Origin of the sequence: Planctomyces sp. SH-PL62 (genome assembly GCF_001610895.1) — a bacterium.
Lineage (GTDB): Bacteria > Planctomycetota > Planctomycetia > Isosphaerales > Isosphaeraceae > Paludisphaera.
The window spans coordinates 23,126-39,995 of the sequence record NZ_CP011274.1 but is presented as its reverse complement, the minus strand read 5'-3'; the positions used below and the strand labels follow the sequence as shown (position 1 = coordinate 39,995).

General features: G+C 69.6%; 14 protein-coding genes. 9 read left to right on the top strand and 5 right to left on the bottom strand.

Going from position 1 to position 16,870, the window contains the following annotated elements; translation table 11 throughout:
* The first annotated feature begins 69 nt into the window (after positions 1 to 69).
* Positions 70 to 1,599: an efflux RND transporter periplasmic adaptor subunit gene (locus tag VT85_RS25480; RefSeq protein WP_068422744.1), complete on the top strand. Its 1,530-nt coding sequence runs from the start codon at positions 70 to 72 to the stop codon at positions 1,597 to 1,599.
* Positions 1,600 to 1,632: 33 nt separating this feature from the next.
* The gene (locus tag VT85_RS25475; protein WP_068422742.1) at positions 1,633 to 4,743 is read left to right on the top strand and encodes an efflux RND transporter permease subunit; all 3,111 of its coding nucleotides are present in this window, start codon (positions 1,633 to 1,635) and stop codon (positions 4,741 to 4,743) included.
* A 72-nt stretch (positions 4,744 to 4,815) separates the two neighbouring features.
* Here the strand turns inward: VT85_RS25475 and VT85_RS25470 are convergent, their stop codons facing one another.
* From VT85_RS25470 to VT85_RS25450, 5 genes are all read right to left on the bottom strand, one after another.
* Complete coding sequence (locus VT85_RS25470) at positions 4,816 to 5,373, bottom strand: hypothetical protein (protein ID WP_068422739.1); 558 nt, start codon at positions 5,371 to 5,373, stop codon at positions 4,816 to 4,818.
* Positions 5,374 to 5,496: 123 nt separating this feature from the next.
* The gene (locus tag VT85_RS25465; RefSeq protein ID WP_068422736.1) at positions 5,497 to 5,733 is read right to left on the bottom strand and encodes a hypothetical protein; all 237 of its coding nucleotides are present in this window, start codon (positions 5,731 to 5,733) and stop codon (positions 5,497 to 5,499) included.
* A 32-nt stretch (positions 5,734 to 5,765) separates the two neighbouring features.
* Entirely contained in the window at positions 5,766 to 5,990 is a 225-nt protein-coding gene (locus VT85_RS25460; protein WP_068422733.1) for a hypothetical protein, read from the bottom strand.
* A gap of 77 nt (positions 5,991 to 6,067) precedes the next feature.
* Positions 6,068 to 7,312, bottom strand: a complete 1,245-nt coding sequence (locus VT85_RS29815; RefSeq protein ID WP_068422730.1) for a hybrid sensor histidine kinase/response regulator — start codon at positions 7,310 to 7,312, stop codon at positions 6,068 to 6,070.
* A complete protein-coding gene (locus VT85_RS25450; RefSeq protein WP_068422727.1) occupies positions 7,309 to 8,496 on the bottom strand; it encodes a PAS domain-containing sensor histidine kinase in 1,188 nt (395 codons plus the stop codon). Before VT85_RS25450 ends, VT85_RS29815 begins: the two co-directional genes overlap by 4 nt.
* Positions 8,497 to 8,764: 268 nt before the next feature.
* On the opposite strand from VT85_RS25450, the gene VT85_RS25445 reads away from it, so the two are divergent.
* From VT85_RS25445 to VT85_RS25415, 7 genes are all read left to right on the top strand, one after another.
* Positions 8,765 to 10,240: a sigma-54-dependent transcriptional regulator gene (locus VT85_RS25445; protein WP_231871557.1), complete on the top strand. Its 1,476-nt coding sequence runs from the start codon at positions 8,765 to 8,767 to the stop codon at positions 10,238 to 10,240.
* Between the two features lie 265 nt (positions 10,241 to 10,505).
* Positions 10,506 to 12,506 (top strand): AI-2E family transporter, encoded by a 2,001-nt coding sequence (locus tag VT85_RS25440; protein ID WP_068422724.1) that lies wholly within the window; start codon positions 10,506 to 10,508, stop codon positions 12,504 to 12,506.
* A gap of 107 nt (positions 12,507 to 12,613) precedes the next feature.
* Positions 12,614 to 13,099, top strand: a complete 486-nt coding sequence (locus VT85_RS25435; protein WP_068422721.1) for a CBS domain-containing protein — start codon at positions 12,614 to 12,616, stop codon at positions 13,097 to 13,099.
* On the top strand, positions 13,096 to 13,611 hold the full coding sequence (locus VT85_RS25430) for a hypothetical protein (protein ID WP_068422718.1): 516 nt from the start codon (positions 13,096 to 13,098) through the stop codon (positions 13,609 to 13,611). Before VT85_RS25435 ends, VT85_RS25430 begins: the two co-directional genes overlap by 4 nt.
* A gap of 45 nt (positions 13,612 to 13,656) precedes the next feature.
* Positions 13,657 to 13,926 carry a YqjD family protein gene (locus VT85_RS25425; RefSeq protein WP_068422715.1) on the top strand — a complete coding sequence of 90 codons (270 nt, stop codon included), beginning with the start codon at positions 13,657 to 13,659 and terminating at the stop codon, positions 13,924 to 13,926.
* Entirely contained in the window at positions 13,905 to 14,360 is a 456-nt protein-coding gene (locus VT85_RS25420; protein ID WP_082859058.1) for a phage holin family protein, read from the top strand. The genes VT85_RS25425 and VT85_RS25420 overlap by 22 nt, the downstream gene beginning before the upstream one ends.
* Before the next feature lie 294 nt (positions 14,361 to 14,654).
* A complete protein-coding gene (locus VT85_RS25415) occupies positions 14,655 to 16,205 on the top strand; it encodes a hypothetical protein (RefSeq protein ID WP_068422708.1) in 1,551 nt (516 codons plus the stop codon).
* Positions 16,206 to 16,870: the final 665 nt, after the last annotated feature.

The window sequence follows — 16,870 nt, the reverse complement described above, 5'->3', positions numbered from 1 at the left end:
GAACCTGCGCGTCCACGCGCGGTACTGCGGGCTCGTTTCGAACTCTCGAACAGCGAATGGGGATGGACCATGAGAAAGATTCTCGTCGGGGCGGTCGTCGCCCTCGGCATCGGGGCGGCCGTCGTCGCCGGTGTTTCGTATCTCCGGCCGGACTGGCTCCCGAGACCCGGAGCGGCCTCGGCCCAGCCTGGGTACGGCCTCTTCTGCGACGAGCACGGCGTTCCGGAGAAGTTCTGCACGCTCTGCCATCCGGAATTGAAGGAGAAGCTCCTGCTCTGCGCGGAGCACGGGAGCATCCCCGAGGACGTCTGTACGCTCTGCCACCCGGAGCTTGCGAAGAAGTACGACGTCAAGCCGTGCGACCACGGGCTGCCGGCCCATTTCTGCCCGAAATGCCACCCGGAGAATTTCAAGGATGGGACGTCGGCTTCGGCCGGCCTCGAACTCATCGACGACGGCTGGTGTAAGGAGTTCGGCGAGAAGGGGCCGGACGGCCTGGTCGAGTACTGCAAGCTGCTCCCGATGGTCCGCCTGGCCTCGACCCAGCTGGTCAAGGACGTCGGCCTGGGCACGGCGTCGGTCGAGCCGGACGAGCACGCCCACGAATTGACCGCGAACGCGGAGACCGCCTACAACGCCAATCGCTTCGCCGAGATCACCCCGAGGGCGCGCGGCTACGTCCGCGAGGCCCGCGTCGACCTGGGCCGGAAGGTCAAGGCGGGGGAAGTCCTCGCGATCGTCGATTCATCCGAAGTGAGCACGGCCAAGGCTCAGTACATCGCGGCGGACGCGGCCCTCAAGCTCGCGGAGGACGCCCTCGGCCGCACCGGGACGCTCGTCGCCGAGGGCGTGGTCGGGTCGCGGCCGGAGGTCATGGCGAGGACCGCCTTGAATCAGGCGAAGGCGAACCTGCTGGACGTCGAGCAACGGCTCCGGAACTTCCAGTTCGACGACGACGCGCTGCGGGCCGTCCTCCGCACCAACGACGCGAAGCCGCCGCTGGAGATCCGCAGCCCCATCGACGGGACGGTCATCCTGCGGCACGCCGTGAACGGCGAGGCCGTCGAGCCCGCGACGAGCATCTTCACCGTCGCCGACACGTCGATTATCTGGCTCTGGATCGACGTCTACGAACGGGACGTCGCCGAGATCCGCGAGGGGCAAGCGGTCTCGTTCGTGGTCTCCGGGCTCTCCTCGCCAAGCGACGCGACGACCCACGCCGGCCGGATCACCTGGGTCGGGGCCGGGGTCGACGAGAGGACCCGGACGACGAAGGTGCGGGCCGAACTGCCCAACCCCGACGGCAAGCTCAGGTCCGGCCAGTACGGCAAGGTCCGAATTCGGGTCGACGACGCCCACGAGGCCCTCACGGTCGCGAAGGCCGCCGTCCAGCGCTACGAAGGCGCCGACATCGTCTTCCTCACGCAGGGGGGCTCCTCCTTCCGGCCGCAGCGGATCAAGTCCCGGCCGATCCACCGGAGCGACGTCCTCGAGGTGACCTGGGGGCTGAAATCCGGCCAGGAGGTCGTGACCGACGGCTCGTTCCTCCTCAAGACCGAGATCATGAAAGGCTCCATCGGGGCCGGTTGCTGCGAGTAGCCGCAGCCCCCCCCTGCCCTCAGGAGCCGATCCATGCTCAACGCCCTCATCGACGCCAGCCTCAGGAACCGATTCGTCGTCCTCCTCGCGGCGGCCCTGCTCGTCGTCGTCGGCGTCCGCTCGGCGGTCCGGCTGCCGCTCGACGCCTTCCCGGACACGACGCCGATCCAGGTCCAGATCAACACAACCGCCCCCGAACTTTCGCCCGACGAGGTGGAGCGGCTCATCACGTTCCCCGTCGAATACGCGATGGGAGGTCTCAAGGGTCTAGAGGAGCTACGCTCGGTCTCGAAGTTCGGCTTCTCCCAGGTCGTCGCCATCTTCTCGGACGACACAGACGTCTATTTCGCGAGGCAGCAGGTCAACGAGCGGCTCGGCGAGGTGGAGATCCCCGATGGGGTGGCGCGGCCGAGGATGGGGCCGGTCGCCACCGGACTCGGCGAGGTCTACCACTACCTCCTCACCAGCAAGAACCCCGAGCTTGATTCGACCGAGCTGCGCACGCTCCAGGACTGGGTCATCCGGCCCCGGCTGCTCCGCGTGCCCGGTGTCGCCGAGATCAACGCCTGGGGGGGCTACGAGAAGCAGTACGAGGTGCAGGCCGACCCGATGAAGCTCGCGCGTCACGGACTCACGCTCGACGACCTGATGCAGGCCCTCCGGGACAACAACCAGAACGTCGGCGGCGGCTACGTCGTCCGTTCCGGGGAGGCGAGCCTCGTGCAGGGCGTCGCTCGCACCGTCTCCGTCGAGCAGATCGCCGCCATCGTCATCAAGGCCCAGGACGGGGTCCCGACCCGGATCTCCGACGTCGCCGAGGTGGAAGTGGGCCACGCCATCCGCCGGGGGGCCGTCACCGCCGAAGGGCGGGGCGAGGCCGTCCTCGGGCTCGCCTTCATGCGGATGGGCGAGAACTCTCGAGACGTCGCCTACGCCCTCGACGCGGCGATGGACGACGTGAAGAGGTCGCTGCCGGCCGACGTCGAGGTCGCCGTGGTCTACAAGAGGACCGACCTCGTCGAACAGGTGCTCAGGACCGTCGGGCGCAACCTCGTCGAAGGGGCGGTCCTCGTCGTGGCCGTCCTCTTCGCGTTCCTCGGCAGCCTGCGGGCCGGGCTCATCGTCGCGTCCGCCATCCCGCTCTCGATGCTCTTCGCCGTGACGATGATGGAGCGAGTGGGCGTCGCGGGGAGCCTGATGAGCCTGGGCGCCATCGACTTCGGCCTGGTCGTCGACAGCTCGGTCGTCATGGTCGAGAACTGCGCGAAGCGGCTGGCGGGCGACCGCTCGGACCGCTCGAAACTGGACGTGATCCGGGACGCCGCGGTCGAGGTGAGGAGGCCGACGATGTTCGGCGAGCTCATCATCATGATCGTCTATCTCCCCATCCTTACGCTCGAAGGGATCGAGGGGAAGCTCTTCAGGCCGATGGCCCTCACAGTCGTCTTCGCCCTCTCGGCCTCGCTCGTCCTCTCGCTCACGCTCATGCCGGTGCTCGCCTCGCTCGGGCTGGGGCGAAGGACGTCGGAGAAGCCGACGTTGGTGGACCGCATGGCCCACAGGGTGTTCCAGCCGATCCTCGGCTGGGGCCTGAACCATCCCAGGGCGACGCTCCTCACGGTCGGGGCGATCACCCTCCTCTCGACCGTCATGGGCTTGCAGCTCGGCTCGGAATTCGTGCCCAGGCTGAACGAGGGTTCGATCGTCGTGAACACCGTCCGGCTCGCGAGCGTGAGCCTGGAAGAGTCGATCCGCTACGGGACTCGCATCGAGAACTACCTGAAATCGCACTTCCCCGACGAGATCCAGGACGTCTGGACCAGGACCGGAACCGCCGAGGTCGCCACCGATCCGATGGGGCTGGAAGTCTCGGACGTCTTCATCACGCTCACCCCTCGGGAGCGCTGGACGAAGGCGAAGACGCAGGATGGACTCGTCGCCGCGATGGCCGAGGTGACGAAGGTCCTGCCCGGGATGCGGGCCGTCTACACGCAGCCCATCGAGCTTCGAATCAACGAGATGGTGGCCGGCATCCGGTCCGATCTCGGCATCAAGATCTACGGCGAAGACCTGGAGACCTTGAAGGCTAAGGGGGAGGAGATCCAGAAACTCGTCACGGGCATCCGGGGCGCCGCCGACACGTCGGTCGAGCAGGTCACGGGTCTCCCCGTGCTCCGCATCCACGTCGACAACGAGGCCCTCTCCCGATACGGCGTCCCGGCGCGGGCGGTGACCGACGTCATCCGCTCCATCGGGGGGATCGGCGTCGGCGAGATCATCGAGCCGGACAGGCGATTCCCCCTGGTGGTGCGGCTGCCGCTCCGATACCGCGACGACCCGGAGGCCCTGGAAGACCTCTTCATCACGACCGCTTCGGGCCAGAGGCTCCCGCTGACCCGCCTGGCGACGATCGAGCCGACGGTCGGGCCGTCGACGATCCAGAGGGACTGGGGCCGGCGTCGGCTCATCGTGCAGACGAACGTGCGGGGCCGCGACATCGCCTCGTTCGTCGCCGAGGCGCGAGACCGCATCGGCCGCGAGGTAAGCCTGCCGACGGGCTACTCCATCGAATGGGGCGGCCAGTTCGAGCATCTGGAGCGGGCCGAGCGGCGGCTCTACATCGTCGTCCCGCTCGCCCTCGCGCTCATCCTGAGCCTGCTCTACATGACGTTCCACTCGGTGCGGGACGCCCTCATGATCTTCAGCGGCGTCCTGTTCGCGAGGGCGGGCGGGATCCTTGGGCTGTACGTCATGGGCCTGCCGTTCACCATCTCGGCGGGGGTCGGCTTCGTCGCCCTGGCCGGGGCGTCGATGCTCGAAGGGCTCATCCTGGTCAGCGCCATCCGCGACCGGATGGCCCGCGGCCTCCCGAAGCGGGCGGCCATCGAGGACGCGCGGCTGGCGAGGCTCCGCCCCGTGCTCATGACCGGGACGGTCGCCGCCCTGGGGTTCGTGCCGATGATGCTCTCCACCGGCATCGGCGCGGAGGTCCAGAAGCCGCTCGCCACCGTCGTCGTCTTCGGCATGGCCTGCGACACGATGCTCACCATGCTCGCTCTGCCGGTCCTCTACCTCCTCTTCGGCAAGGGACCGGCCCCAGGGGACGGGACCCCCTCGGGAGGAACTCATCCCTTCTCCCGATAACAAATGAAAGAGCCCCGCGCCATGCTTCGATGGCGCGGGGCTCCGGGCGTTTCGGGCGATGCGGTCGTGGGATCAGACCCGGCCGGCGAGCGGTGGGGAAGGAGCCATGCCGGGGATCGCGGGCATTTCAAGGTCGGGGGCGACCTTGTCGCGGAGGTCGCCGAGCGCGTCCTTGGCCGCGTCGCCGAGCTGCTCCATCGAGAGGCCGACGGCCTCGCCGCCGAATTTCAGGGCGAGGTAGTCCTCGGCCATGCTGAGGACCGCGTCGTTGACGCCGAGGCCCTTGTTCAGGGCCATCCGCGCGATGGGGGCGACCCCCGCCACGCCGGCGGCGACCACGGCTCCCATGATCGGGCCGGAGGCGTCCTCGACGCCGTCCCGCCGCAGGCTCTCGCGGGCCGCGTAGGCCCCGGCGAGGGCGTGCGGGACCATCAGCATCGGCCGATATCGCCGGGTGAACAGGCCGAGCTTGTCGACGGCCATCTCGCCCAGCGCCCCCAGCACCCAGCCGCTCCGCCGGCCGCCGCCGCGCCTCGAGGAGTCCAGCAGCGCCGGCCCCATCGTGGCCCTCAAACCGCTGACCGCCGCGAGCGTCAAGGCACGCTCGAGCGGGGTTCTCGCGTCCGCCATCTGTCGAATCCCCCTTGTTGACTTCGCCTGATCGTCCCGGGGACCGTCCCGGGGAGTGCCGGGCGTCGTCGACGCCCGAAGGCCATGGGAGACCAGGACCGCAAGTTTCGTGCCGCCCGCCGATCAGCGGGATCCGGCATGCTGGTGCGAAGAGGCCTCGTGGCGGGTGCAGGCGTCGCAGCAGTAGATCGCCCCCCCTTCCGACACGCCGTGGCCGATCACCCGGCAGCCGCAGTGGGCGCACGCGGGCGCCAGGGCGTGGATCGCGCATTCGAAGCAGTCGAAGACGTGCTCCTTGCCGTCCTTCGTCACGGTGATGGCGTTCTCATAGTCGTTGCCGCAGACCTCGCAGGTCGCCATGTCGGGCTCCTTTCGGGCGTCGGGCCTCGGGCTCAGGTGAACGAGGTCGTGCCGGTGTAGCTCGGGGGGTCGCTGGCGGGGAACGAGTCCTCGGAGCTCTCGTCGACGATCTCGTCGGACGTGATCGGCCGCGCCTCCTCGGGCACGATGCGGTCGCAGGCGCCGCGATTCTCGGGCCGAGAGAAGACCCGGCAGAAGAAGTGCTTGATCGCCGCGAGCCAGCCGGCCGGGGCGTGGGACGTCATGGGGGTGCTCATGGGGACCTTCCTCGCGTGCTGGGATCGGCATTCGTCATTCTCTGAATGCGACCTGTGCAAACGCGATGCCGGACCCGTCACTCTTCGGCGTCGGGGGGGGTCGCGGGGATCCAGGCGAGGAACTCGCTCCCTCGCTCGTCGGCCCCGCTCCGGGCTTCCACCCGGCCGCCGTGCAGCTCGACGATCCGCTTGACCAGCCAGAGCCCGACGCCGAGGCCGCTGGCGACGCCGTCGTCGTCGGGCCGCTTGACCTGGAAGAAGATCTCGAAGACGGCCTGGAGCATGTCCCGGGGGATGCCCGGCCCGTCGTCGCGGACCCGGAAAAGGACGCCGTCGCCCTCGGGCTCCACGCCCAGGCGGATCCGGCCGCCGGGCTGGGTGTACTTGGCGGCGTTGTGCAGGAGGTTGTAAAGGACCTGGACCAGCCGCTCGGAATCGACGCGCAGGGGGGGGAGGCCCTCGGCGAGGTCGACCTGGAAGTCGTGCCGACGCTTGGTCAGGAACGGCTGGAGATTCTCCACGGCGGTCGCCGTCAGGCGTTCCGCCGAGGAGGACTCATACTTGAGCTTGATCATCCCTCGGGAGATCCGCGCCACCACCATGAGGTCGTCGATCAGCCGGATCAGGTGCTTGACCTGGCGTTCGATCATGGCGCGGCTGGGCTCGAAGACGGCCGGGTCGGAGCCGGCCAGCCGCATGATCTCCAGGGCGTTCCGGATCGGGACCAGGGGGTTGCGCAGCTCGTGGGCCAGGGTGGAGAGGTATTCGTCCTTGCGACGGTCGGCGGTGCGGAGCGCCTCCTCGGCGCGGACCCGTTCGGCGACCTGCGCCTGGAGGGCGGAGTTGGCCCGGGCCAGCTCGGTGGTCCGCTCCTGGACCCGGCGCTCCAGCTCCTCGGCGTGCTGTTTCTCCTGGAGGCTGTAGCGGATCGACCGCTCCAGGAGGGTGGGGTTGAGCCGCCATTTCTCCAGGAAGTCGGCCGCGCCGGCGCGCATGGCGTCGAGGTCGATGGCGCGCTCGTCGAGGCCGGTCAGGAGGATCATCGGCGCCGAGGCGCCCCGCGCGAGGGCCTCGCGGATCACGGCCAGCCCGTCGATCCTCCCCAGGCTGTAATCGACCAGGTAGAGGTCGCAGCCCCCGTCGCAGATCACGTCGACGGCGCGGTCGGCGTCGGCGAGCCAGTCGAGCTCGATCTCGATGTCGGCGATGCCTTCAAGGAGGTCGCGAGTCAGGAGATAGTCCTCCTCGTCGTCGTCGATCAGCATCAGGCGGATCGGCTTCTCAGACATCCCCACCTCCGAGGCGGACGCGTCGGTCTTCATTCGTCGGCGTCGTGATCGGCTCTCGCTTGGGAATCATGAGATTGGGATCCCGGGGTCGGAGGTTCAAGGGGGAGCGCGACCCGAAACGTGGAACCCCCGCCCGGCGCGCTCACCGCCGTGAGTCTACCCGAATGACGTTCGACGATCTTTCGACAGATCGCCAGCCCCATGCCCGAGCCCTCGAACGCCTCGCGGCCGTTCAGCCGTTCGAAGGGCTGGAAGATCCGCTCGCCGTAGGCCTCGTCGAAGCCGATCCCGTCGTCGGCCACCTCCAGCACCCAGCAGGAAGTCGCATTCCCGCCGTCGTCCGCGACCCGGGACGACAGGCGGACGAGCGAACCGCGACCGGGGGGATGGAACTTCAGCGCGTTGCCGATCAGGTTCTGGAAGAGCTGGCGCATCTGGGTGCGGTCGGCCCGGATCGTCGGCAGGGGGCCGACCTCGACCCGGCCGCCGGTCTTCGCGACCAGCTCGTCCAGATCCGCGACGACGTCGGCGACGACGGCCCCCAGGTCGACGGCCGGGAGGGGACGGTCCCGCGCGTCGACCCGCGAAAGCTCCATGAGCCCGTCTACCAGCTCGCGCATGCGGCCGGCGGCGGCGGCGATCCGGTCGAGGTGGTCGCGACCCTGGGCGTCGAGCGTCGGGCCGGAACGGGCGGCGAGGCGGTCGCCGAACGCCACGATCTTCCGCAACGGCTCCTGGAGGTCGTGCGCGGCGACGGCCGCGAACCGCTCCAGCTCGGCGTTGCTCCGCCGCAGCTCGACGGTCCGCTCCCGGACCATGCGTTCGAGCCGCTCGTCCCGACGAGGGCCGTCGATCTCGCTCAGGACGACGACCCACTGGGCGACGGCCCCCGCCCCGTCGCGGACGGGGGTCCCTCGGGCCCGGTGGCGGCGATGAACGCCGTCGGCCCCGCGCCGGAGCCGGATCTCGGCCTCGAACTCGGCCCCGTCGTCAGCGGCCGTCCGCCAGGCCTGGAGGAGGGGGCCGCGATCGAGCGGATGGACGGCCTCCAGCCAGCCGGCGCCCAGGCTGGCCGCCGGAGACAGCCCGGTGTACTCGGCCCAGCGGTCGTCGAACGAGGTCGCGGCCCCGTCCGCGTCGGCCGTCCCCACGAGGCGGGGCGGGGGGCCCGCGGACGCCCGCGAGGGTTCGGCGTCGAACTGGGTCCGGGTCTTCATGCGCGTCGGTCCATCCGTCCGTCGGGAGATTTGCAGGGGATCGTTCCGCCGCGCGCGTCGCGCTCCCTTTCTATTAAAACCACCAAGCAAACCGCATTCCAGGGAGCCGGATCGGTGCGGGTGGAAGTCGGGACGCCGCGCCCTGACGATCGGCGGCGGCTGTGTTAACATGGAGGCGGCGCGACGGCCGAGGAGACGCCCCGCAATCCAGGCGTGAGTCGCCGGGGCGACGACGGGCCGGACGCCCACCGATCCGGGAGCGAAGCGGGTGACCACAGTCGTCGACAACGAGCCGAGAGACCCCCAACCTCCCCAGGACGCCGAGCCGACGGCCCTGAGCGTCGAGCCGGTCCGGCGGATGCTCCTCGTCGAGGACGACGAGGACACGCGCACCTCGTTCCAGCAGCTCCTCAACATGGCGCTGGGGATCGAGGTCGACCTCGCCCCCGACGGCGCCCAGGCTCTGGAGATGCTGGCCGAGAAGCCGTACAGCATCGTCGTCACCGACCTGCGGATGCCCAAGGTCGACGGCCTGAAGCTGATGGCCGAGATCCAGGCCCGGCGGCTGCCGGTGACCGTCATCGTCACCACCGGCCACGGCAGCATCGACGACGCCGTCCACGCCATGCGCATGGGCGCCTACGACTTCCTGACCAAGCCCCCCGACCCCCAGCACCTCTGCCTCCTCATCGAGCGCGCCCTCCGCGAGCGCAGCCTCCAGGACGAGCTGTCCGCCCTCCGAGCCCAGATCGGCGAGCGGCACCGCTTCCTCAACGTCCTGAGCAAGAGCCCGAAGATGTTCGAGATCTTCGAGCTGATCGGCAACATCGCCGACACCACCACCACCGTCCTCATCGAGGGGGAGACCGGCACCGGCAAGGAGCAGCTCGCCCGCGCCATCCACCAGGCCTCGGCCGAGTACCGCAAGGGGCCGTTCGTCCCCGTCCACTGCGCGGCCCTCTCGGAAACCCTGCTGGAGAGCGAGCTGTTCGGCCACGAGAAGGGGTCGTTCACCGGCGCCGCCGGCCAGCGCAAGGGCCGGTTCGAGATCGCCCACGGCGGCACCCTCTTCCTCGACGAGGTGGCCGACATCCCCATGTCGATGCAGATCAAGCTCCTCCGCGTCCTCCAGGAGCGGAAGTTCGAGCGCGTCGGCGGCAACGCCCCCATCGAGGTCGACGTCCGGGTCATCGGCGCCACCAACCAGGGGCTCGAAGCGGCGGTCAAGGAGGGGAAGTTCCGCGAGGACCTGTACTACCGCCTCAACGTGGTCAAGATCGACCTCCCCCCGCTCCGCCAGCGGCCCGAGGACATCCGCCTCCTGGCCACCTACTTCGCACAGAAGTACGCCCGGCCCGGCCAGAACGCCGCCCACATCTCCAGCGCCGCCATGGACCGGCTCTATTCCTTCGCCTGGCCCGGCAACATCCGCCAGCTGGAGAACGCCATGGAGCGGGCCTGCGTCACCGCCCGCGACGGCGAGATCAAGCCCGAGAACCTCCCCCGCGACCTCGTCCCCAAGAAGGGCCGCCGGGGTTCGCTCCAGGTCGACCTCGCCCGCCCCTTGACCGATCAGCTCTCCGAGCTGACCTCGGCCTTCGAGGAGCGATACCTCCGCAAGGCCCTGCGGAAGTGCCGGGGTCACGTCGGCCGCTGCGCCAAGATCAGCGGCCTCTCGCGCCGGAGCATCTCCGCCAAGATCGCCCTCTACAAGATCGACACCGCCGCCTACAAGCCCAAGTGACCCCGCCTCGAACCCCCGCGTCCGCCCCCTCGCGGCGCGGGGATTCGCCCCCCTCGGCACCCCCGCCGACATCGATCCCGGCCCCCCTCGCGGCCCTGGGAATCCCCTTGCGCACGGCCGGGAACTCGCGAGCCCCGGCGCGACGTCGCGCGAATCCGCGTCTCCGGCGCGGCGATTGCTAAAGGAAGGTGAAGGCCGACGGCCCGCGGCGGGATGGGTCCCGATCCGCCTCACCCTCCCCGCAGGCTCGCGAGAAACGATCGCCATGAACCTCGACGTCGCCACGACTCGGCTGCTCCGCTTCCTCCTGATCGGCGGGACGATCATCATCGCCATGTCGCTGGCGGCCGAGGTCCTGAAGCCGGTCGCCCTCGCCATCCTGGTCTCCTTCCTGCTGGCCCCCGTGGTGTCCCGGCTGGAGCGCCTGGGGCTCCCTCGGGTCCTGAGCGTGGCGGCCGTCCTCATCGTCCTGGTGGCCGGGATCGTCGGCACCTCGTACGTCGTCGGCCACCAGTTCGCGACGCTGGCCAAGGAGATCCCCGCCTATCAGCAGAACATCAACAAGAAGCTGGCCGGGCTGAAGCCGGGCGAGTCCTCGTCGCTCGACCGGGTCTTCTCGGCCGCCACCGAGCTCGAGGAGTCGATCGCGTCCGAGCAGGAGCGCCGGGACCGGGATCGGGCGCAGCCCGTGCGGATCGTCGGCGGCGAGGACCTCTGGGGCCGGATCCACACCTACCTCGGCCCTTTCGAGTCGGGCATCGCCCTGGTCGGGATCGTCCTGCTGCTGGTCGTCTTCCTCCTGTTCGAGCGCGAGGACGTGGGCAACCGGATCATCCAGCTCGTGGGATGGGGGCAGATCGGTGTCACGACCAAGACCTTGGGCCAGATCGGCCGGGGCCTGAGCAGCTACCTGACGGCCCTGGCGCTGGTGAACGCCGGGTTCGGGACGGCGATCGGCCTGGGGGCCTGGGCGATCGGCCTGCCGTCGCCGGCCCTCTGGGGGTTCCTGGCGGCGATCTTCCGGTTCATCCCCTACCTGGGGACGGTCCTGTCGTTCTCGTTCCCGTTCGTCATCGCCATCGCCCACTTCCCGGGCTGGACCGAACCGCTGTTGGTCTTCGCCCTGTTCGCCGCCGCCGAGGTGGTGGTCAACAGCATCGAGCCCCTGCTCTACGGCAAGAGCACCGGCATCTCGCCGATCGGCCTGCTGGTGGCGGCCATGTTCTGGGCCTGGCTCTGGGGGCCGCTGGGGCTGCTGCTGGCCAACGCGCTGACGGTCTGCCTGGCGGTCGCCGGGCGGTCGATCCCCGGCCTCGGCTTCCTGGGCACCCTGCTCCGCCACGACGTCGAGGTGGCCGACGACCTGCGTTGGTACCAGAAGGTCCTCAGCCACGACCTCGACGGCTCGCTGCTCCTGCTGGACGAGGCCGTCAAGGCGACCTCGTTCGAGGAGGTCTGCGACCGGATCATCGTCCCGACCCTCTCCCGCGCCGAGCACGACCGCACCCACGACTTCGTCGACAACCGCGACGTCGCCTTCATCTGGCGGGTCGTCCGCGACTGGCTCGACGACGTCTCCGACCGCGACGACGTGGTCCTGATCCCGGCCCCGGCCCCGGCCCCGGCCCAGGCCCAGGACTCGACCGAGCCGTCGCCGGTCCGCACTCGGGCGGAAGCGGCCCGACGCCGGTTGCTCAGCCGATTCCGACTGGGGGGCCGCTCCTCGCCGACCCCCGTCGCGACGTCCAAGCTCGACATCGACCCCCTCCCCTCCCTGGGCTCGCTGAAGGACGAGGACCGGCCCCTGGTCGGCCTGGCCACCGGCGGCGGCGCCGACGCCCTGGTGCTCCGGATGCTCAACATGCTGCTGAAGCCGTCGGGCGTGCGGTTCACGATCATCTCCGCCGGCGGCTCCTCGCTGCAGGTCACGGACAAGGTCGCCCAGCTCGACCCGGCCCTGATCCTGATCTCCCACCTCCCCCCCATCGGCCTCACCCGCGCCCGCTACCTGACCAAGCGGATGCGCGCCCGATACCCCGAGACTCCCGTCGTCTTCGGCTACTGGGACGACGACGCCGAGACGCCGAAGGTGGTCGAGAGCCTCAAGCCGGCCTCGGCCAGCCGGGTCGTCGTCTCGCTGGCCTCGGCCCGCGCCCTGATCCTCAACCGCAGCCCGGAGGCCCCGACCGACGCCGAGGCCGAGGCGGACACGGAGGCCGAGACGGAGGCCAAGGCCAAGGCCGAGGTGCAGGTCGGCCGGGAGTGATCCCGGGCGATCGGCACGGCATCTGCATTACCACCTGGTCGTTGAGCGATTCGCGCCCGCGACGTGGGGCGAGGAACTCGCCGAATCCCATTCCCTGGAGCCCGACCATGAGCGCCGGTTCGCCCGATCCGATCCCTGTCCTCGCGTCCGAGGATCTGACCGCGGCCGACGTGATGTCCCCCGTCGTCCGGTCCTGCTCCCCGTTCAGCACGGTCACCGAGGCCGTGATGATCTTCAAGGAGAACGACAGCGACGTGGTCCCGGTCATCGACGCCGGCAAGCCGGTCGGGGTGGTCGTCGATCGCGACGTGGCCCTCGCCGTGGCCGACTCGCCCGACCTGGCCGATCGCCCGGTCACCGAGGTCATGGTCACGGAGTTCCCCACGATCCCTCTCGACGCCCACGTCGACCAGGTGCTCCAGACGATGTCCGCCGCCGGGGCCCGCCTGGCCCTCGTCGTCGACGCGGAGGAGAACCTCGCCGGCCTGATCTTCTGGGCCGACCTGGCCCGCCGCCTGTCGCTGGACGAGACCGGGCCGCCCCCGCCCCCGGCCGCCGACGATGACAGCCTCGTCCAGGGGAGCCAGCCGTGAGCGACGTCGACGAGATCCGGCGCCAGATGGCCCTCATCCGCCGCGAGATGCACACCAGCGCCTCGAACGTCGTCAGCGAGGTCGAGCAGGCGATGGACTGGCGGTCGGTCATCCGCAACCACCCGTACATCGCGCTCGGGGCCGGTCTGGCGGTGGGCTACTTCGTGGTCCCCCGCCGCAAGAAGACCCGGCGCGTCGTCGAGATCGCGGCCGACGCCCTGCCTCTCTCGACGGCCGACGCGGCCCCCCGGCCCCTGCTCTTCCAGCCCCCGGCCCCGCCCGAGAAGCCCTCCAAGCCGCTCGGCCGTCGACTGCTGAGCTGGGGGGTCGGCATGCTCTGGCCTCTCGTCGGCCAGTCGGTCCAGGCCTATGCCGCGGTCTGGCTGGAAGACCAGCTCAAGCAACACCTGAATCTCAAGCCCCCCGGCGAATTCGTCCCCCCTTCCTCTTCCGGGAGACCGGGAGAGTCCTACGACGGCGGCCCCGCCCGGTCCGCCTCGCGGCGCGGTTGAGTTCGTCCGGACCCTTTTCCTGAAACGACGCGAAGGAGAATCATCATGGGTTCCCAGATGTTCGGCGGATGGACCGGCGGCGCCCGGCAACCGGTCGAGAACGCCCGAGAGGCCCTCGGCGACATGGGCGAGACCGCCCGCCGCGGCTTCGACGACGCCAGCCGACAGGCCCGCCAGGCGTACGACCAGATGGAAGACGCCATCGAGCCCTACCGTCAGTCGCTCGAAGACGCAATCGTCTCCAATCCGGTCAAGGCCGTCGGCGTTTCCCTGGCTGTGGGAGTCCTCCTGGGATGGCTCATCAAGAGGTCGTGAAAGACGCCCGCGGCCCGGCCCAGGCCAACGGCCGGTCGACCGGCGGCGGGTTGATGGAGGACGTCGGCACGTTCGGCAGCGACCTGGCGAACCTGGCCTCACTCCAGGGCCAGCTCGCCGCGGCCGACGCCCGGGAGACCCTCTCCAGGGCCATCCCGGCGATCGTCGGCCTGGTCGTCGCCGTCCTCCTGGCGATCGCCGGGACCGGCGTCCTCCTCGCCGGCCTCGCCCTCTGGATCGCCCAGGCGGCTGCGATGCAGCCCGCCCAGGCCCTCATGCTCACCGGCCTCGGCGCCCTCGTCGTCGTCGCCCTGATCGGGGCGGTCAGCGCCCGGTTCCTCGGCTCCAGCTTCACCACCTTCCGACGCTCGTCCGAGGAATTCGAACGCAACCTCGCCTGGATCAAGACCACCCTCACCTACAGCGGCCGCTGATTATCGATAGATGCCAAGCAATCGACGCGACGCCGCGAGCCGTGCGACCCATCCAGGGCCGTACGCCCCTCGCGGCGTCCGTCCGTTCCGGCGGTGAAGAACGTCCTTCCCCCACCGGGGGGGAGGTATGATCGCACCAGCATGATTTCTCCCGTCGCAGAGACGGAAAATTCGACAGATCCAGCCTGGTCGCCCCGAGCCCTCCCCTGCCCCCGCACGTCCCCATTTGCGCATTCGGATACATCCTCTTCGGTAGAGGCCCCATCGACGCCCACCGACGAGGAGACGCACGACATGGCCACCGAGGCCCAGATCCAGGCCAACCGCGCCAACGCCGGAAAATCGACCGGCCCCCGGACCGAGGCCGGCAAGTCGCGGTCGCGGCTGAACGCCCTGAAGCACGGCGCGCGCGCGCAGGACGGCCCCGCCGTGCTCCCCCAGGAAGACCCGGCCGAGTTGCAGGCGCGGATCCAGGAGTGGACGGACGACTATCAGCCGTCGAACGCCATCGAGCGCGAGCTGGTCTCGCGCGCGGCGCGGACCTCCTGGGCGCTCGACCGGGCCGAGCGGTTCGAGGCCGCCCTGCTCTCCCGTCGCGTCCGCAAGGCGATGCTCCGCTCCCGCGCCAGGCGCACCGCTCACGTCTGCGACCTGGCCCGCAAGCTCCTCTACCTGGCCGGCAAGCGGCTCCTCCCCGGATCGGGGCCCGAGTGGGACGACGATCCCGCCGCCTTCCTCGCCGGCCTGGAAGAGACGACCGAGGGCGCGCGCTGGCTCCTCGACCGCTGGACCGAGATCCGCTGCCTCATCCTCTCGGACCAGGACTGGACGTTCCTCGACCAGTTCAAGTTCATCCGGCTCCTGGGCAAGCAGCCGTTCGACGCCATCGACGACCCCGAGCTGAACGAGGTCTTCCTCGCCTGGGAAGTCATCGAGACCGGCTGGGGCGTCCGGTTCTGGAAGAAGGCCCAGGAGTCCACCCCCTACGAAGACCCCGCCTTCAGCGCCTGGCGCCTCTGGCGAGAGATCGTCCCCCGGCCCGTCGACGCCGAGGCGGCCGTCGCCCGGCTCCGCTCGATCGCCGAACGTGAGATCGAGCGCCTGGAGGAACTCCTGGACGACCTCGACGCCATCGAAGGGGACGACGCCCGCGAGCTGGCCGAGCAAGCCTCGTTCTCGGCCAGCGACGCCTCCGAGCGCCTGCGCCGGTTCCAGACCGCCCGAACCCGCGAGCTGATCAAGACCGTCGAGACCCTGAGCAAGCTCCGCAAGGAGTCCGTCCGCCCCGAGCCCAGGCCCAAGGCGACCCCGAAGAAAGCGCCGAACGAAGCCAATCCCAATCCCTCAGAACCCGCCATCGAACCAGGCCTTGCGACCAGAACCGACGCTCCCGAACTCCCCAATCGAACCCAATCCGAAACGGTCTCGGCGTCGTCGTCCTCGATGGGTCGCCTGCGAATCCTGACCCCCTCCGGCGAGGACGCCCAGGCGCCGAGCCCGAGCCGACGCGGCGCGACGGCCCGTCCCGCCCCCCCGCGAGGACGCCGGCTGCGACGCGCCGCGCCTCGGGTTCGTCCGGCTGACGCCCCCCTGCCCTGCCCCACTCCGCTGAGACGCGACGGGCTCGCGAGGCGATCGAGAGCCCGGCCACAACTATCCAATGGACCAAGTCGATCGAGGCGTCATGGATCCAGGGCGCCTCCTCGACCTTGGCCCCTCGATCACCTTGGCTTCAAGGCGCCATGGCACTACAAGTGGCATGCTGCAAATGGCGACATGGTTTCACACGGACCTGTGTTCCAAGGAACCGATGCAGACTGGAATCCTGGAACCTTGGCACCCTGACAACCTGGCCCCCTGGCATATGGCGACCTTGCCGCCAACTTGCCACATTGCCTTGCTCGCGCCACCACCTTGGAACCTTGGTGCCCTGGCACATTGGATCCAAGGCTCGCAGGCTCCTTGATCCCCAATCTCCCAGGTCGCTTGATTCCCAGCCGCCTTGGGACCCAGGCACACAGACGCCTTGCCATCAATGCGACTTGAAACCAACATGCCCTGGCCCCCCTGCCCCCTTGATGTCTCGTGCACCTTGCCGGCCCAGTCGCCTTGAAACCATGTCGCCAGGGACACCCCCCCTGCTTTGGTGTCGCGGCTCAGGTCGGGGCCATCGCTACGTCCACCGGCCGGCTCGGCCTGCTCACGCACCCACGGACAAGCCAAGGCCCCTGGGCGACATGGCACCAGGGTACGCCATGCACCAAGGCGTCAAGCCGCCAGGGTTCCAGGGTCGCTGGGTGGCAATGGCGACTTGCCGCCCTGGCATCAAGTCGGCTCGATCCCCTGGGTGCCAATTCACCAAGCCCCCCGCAGGCCCAAGGCGAGACAGCGACATGGGCTCCCAGTTCGATTGGTCCCATTTGTCCAATCCACCCAGGCGCTCCATAGGGATTGGTCGTCATAGCCTCTTGATGCCGATAAACCATGAGAGATGGAGAGCAAGGCGAGCG

Excerpts from the sequence above, each read along its gene's own strand:
- VT85_RS25480 (WP_068422744.1), top strand. The coding sequence starts at position 70 with ATGAGAAAGATTCTCGTCGGGGCGGTCGTCGCCCTCGGCATCGGGGCG.
- VT85_RS25475 (WP_068422742.1), top strand. The coding sequence starts at position 1,633 with ATGCTCAACGCCCTCATCGACGCCAGCCTCAGGAACCGATTCGTCGTC.
- VT85_RS25470 (WP_068422739.1), bottom strand. The coding sequence starts at position 5,373 with ATGGCGGACGCGAGAACCCCGCTCGAGCGTGCCTTGACGCTCGCGGCG.
- VT85_RS25465 (WP_068422736.1), bottom strand. The coding sequence starts at position 5,733 with ATGGCGACCTGCGAGGTCTGCGGCAACGACTATGAGAACGCCATCACC.
- VT85_RS25460 (WP_068422733.1), bottom strand. The coding sequence starts at position 5,990 with ATGAGCACCCCCATGACGTCCCACGCCCCGGCCGGCTGGCTCGCGGCG.
- VT85_RS29815 (WP_068422730.1), bottom strand. The coding sequence starts at position 7,312 with ATGAAGACCGACGCGTCCGCCTCGGAGGTGGGGATGTCTGAGAAGCCG.
- VT85_RS25450 (WP_068422727.1), bottom strand. The coding sequence starts at position 8,496 with ATGAAGACCCGGACCCAGTTCGACGCCGAACCCTCGCGGGCGTCCGCG.
- VT85_RS25440 (WP_068422724.1), top strand. The coding sequence starts at position 10,506 with ATGAACCTCGACGTCGCCACGACTCGGCTGCTCCGCTTCCTCCTGATC.
- VT85_RS25435 (WP_068422721.1), top strand. The coding sequence starts at position 12,614 with ATGAGCGCCGGTTCGCCCGATCCGATCCCTGTCCTCGCGTCCGAGGAT.
- VT85_RS25425 (WP_068422715.1), top strand. The coding sequence starts at position 13,657 with ATGGGTTCCCAGATGTTCGGCGGATGGACCGGCGGCGCCCGGCAACCG.
- VT85_RS25420 (WP_082859058.1), top strand. The coding sequence starts at position 13,905 with ATGGCTCATCAAGAGGTCGTGAAAGACGCCCGCGGCCCGGCCCAGGCC.
- VT85_RS25415 (WP_068422708.1), top strand. The coding sequence starts at position 14,655 with ATGGCCACCGAGGCCCAGATCCAGGCCAACCGCGCCAACGCCGGAAAA.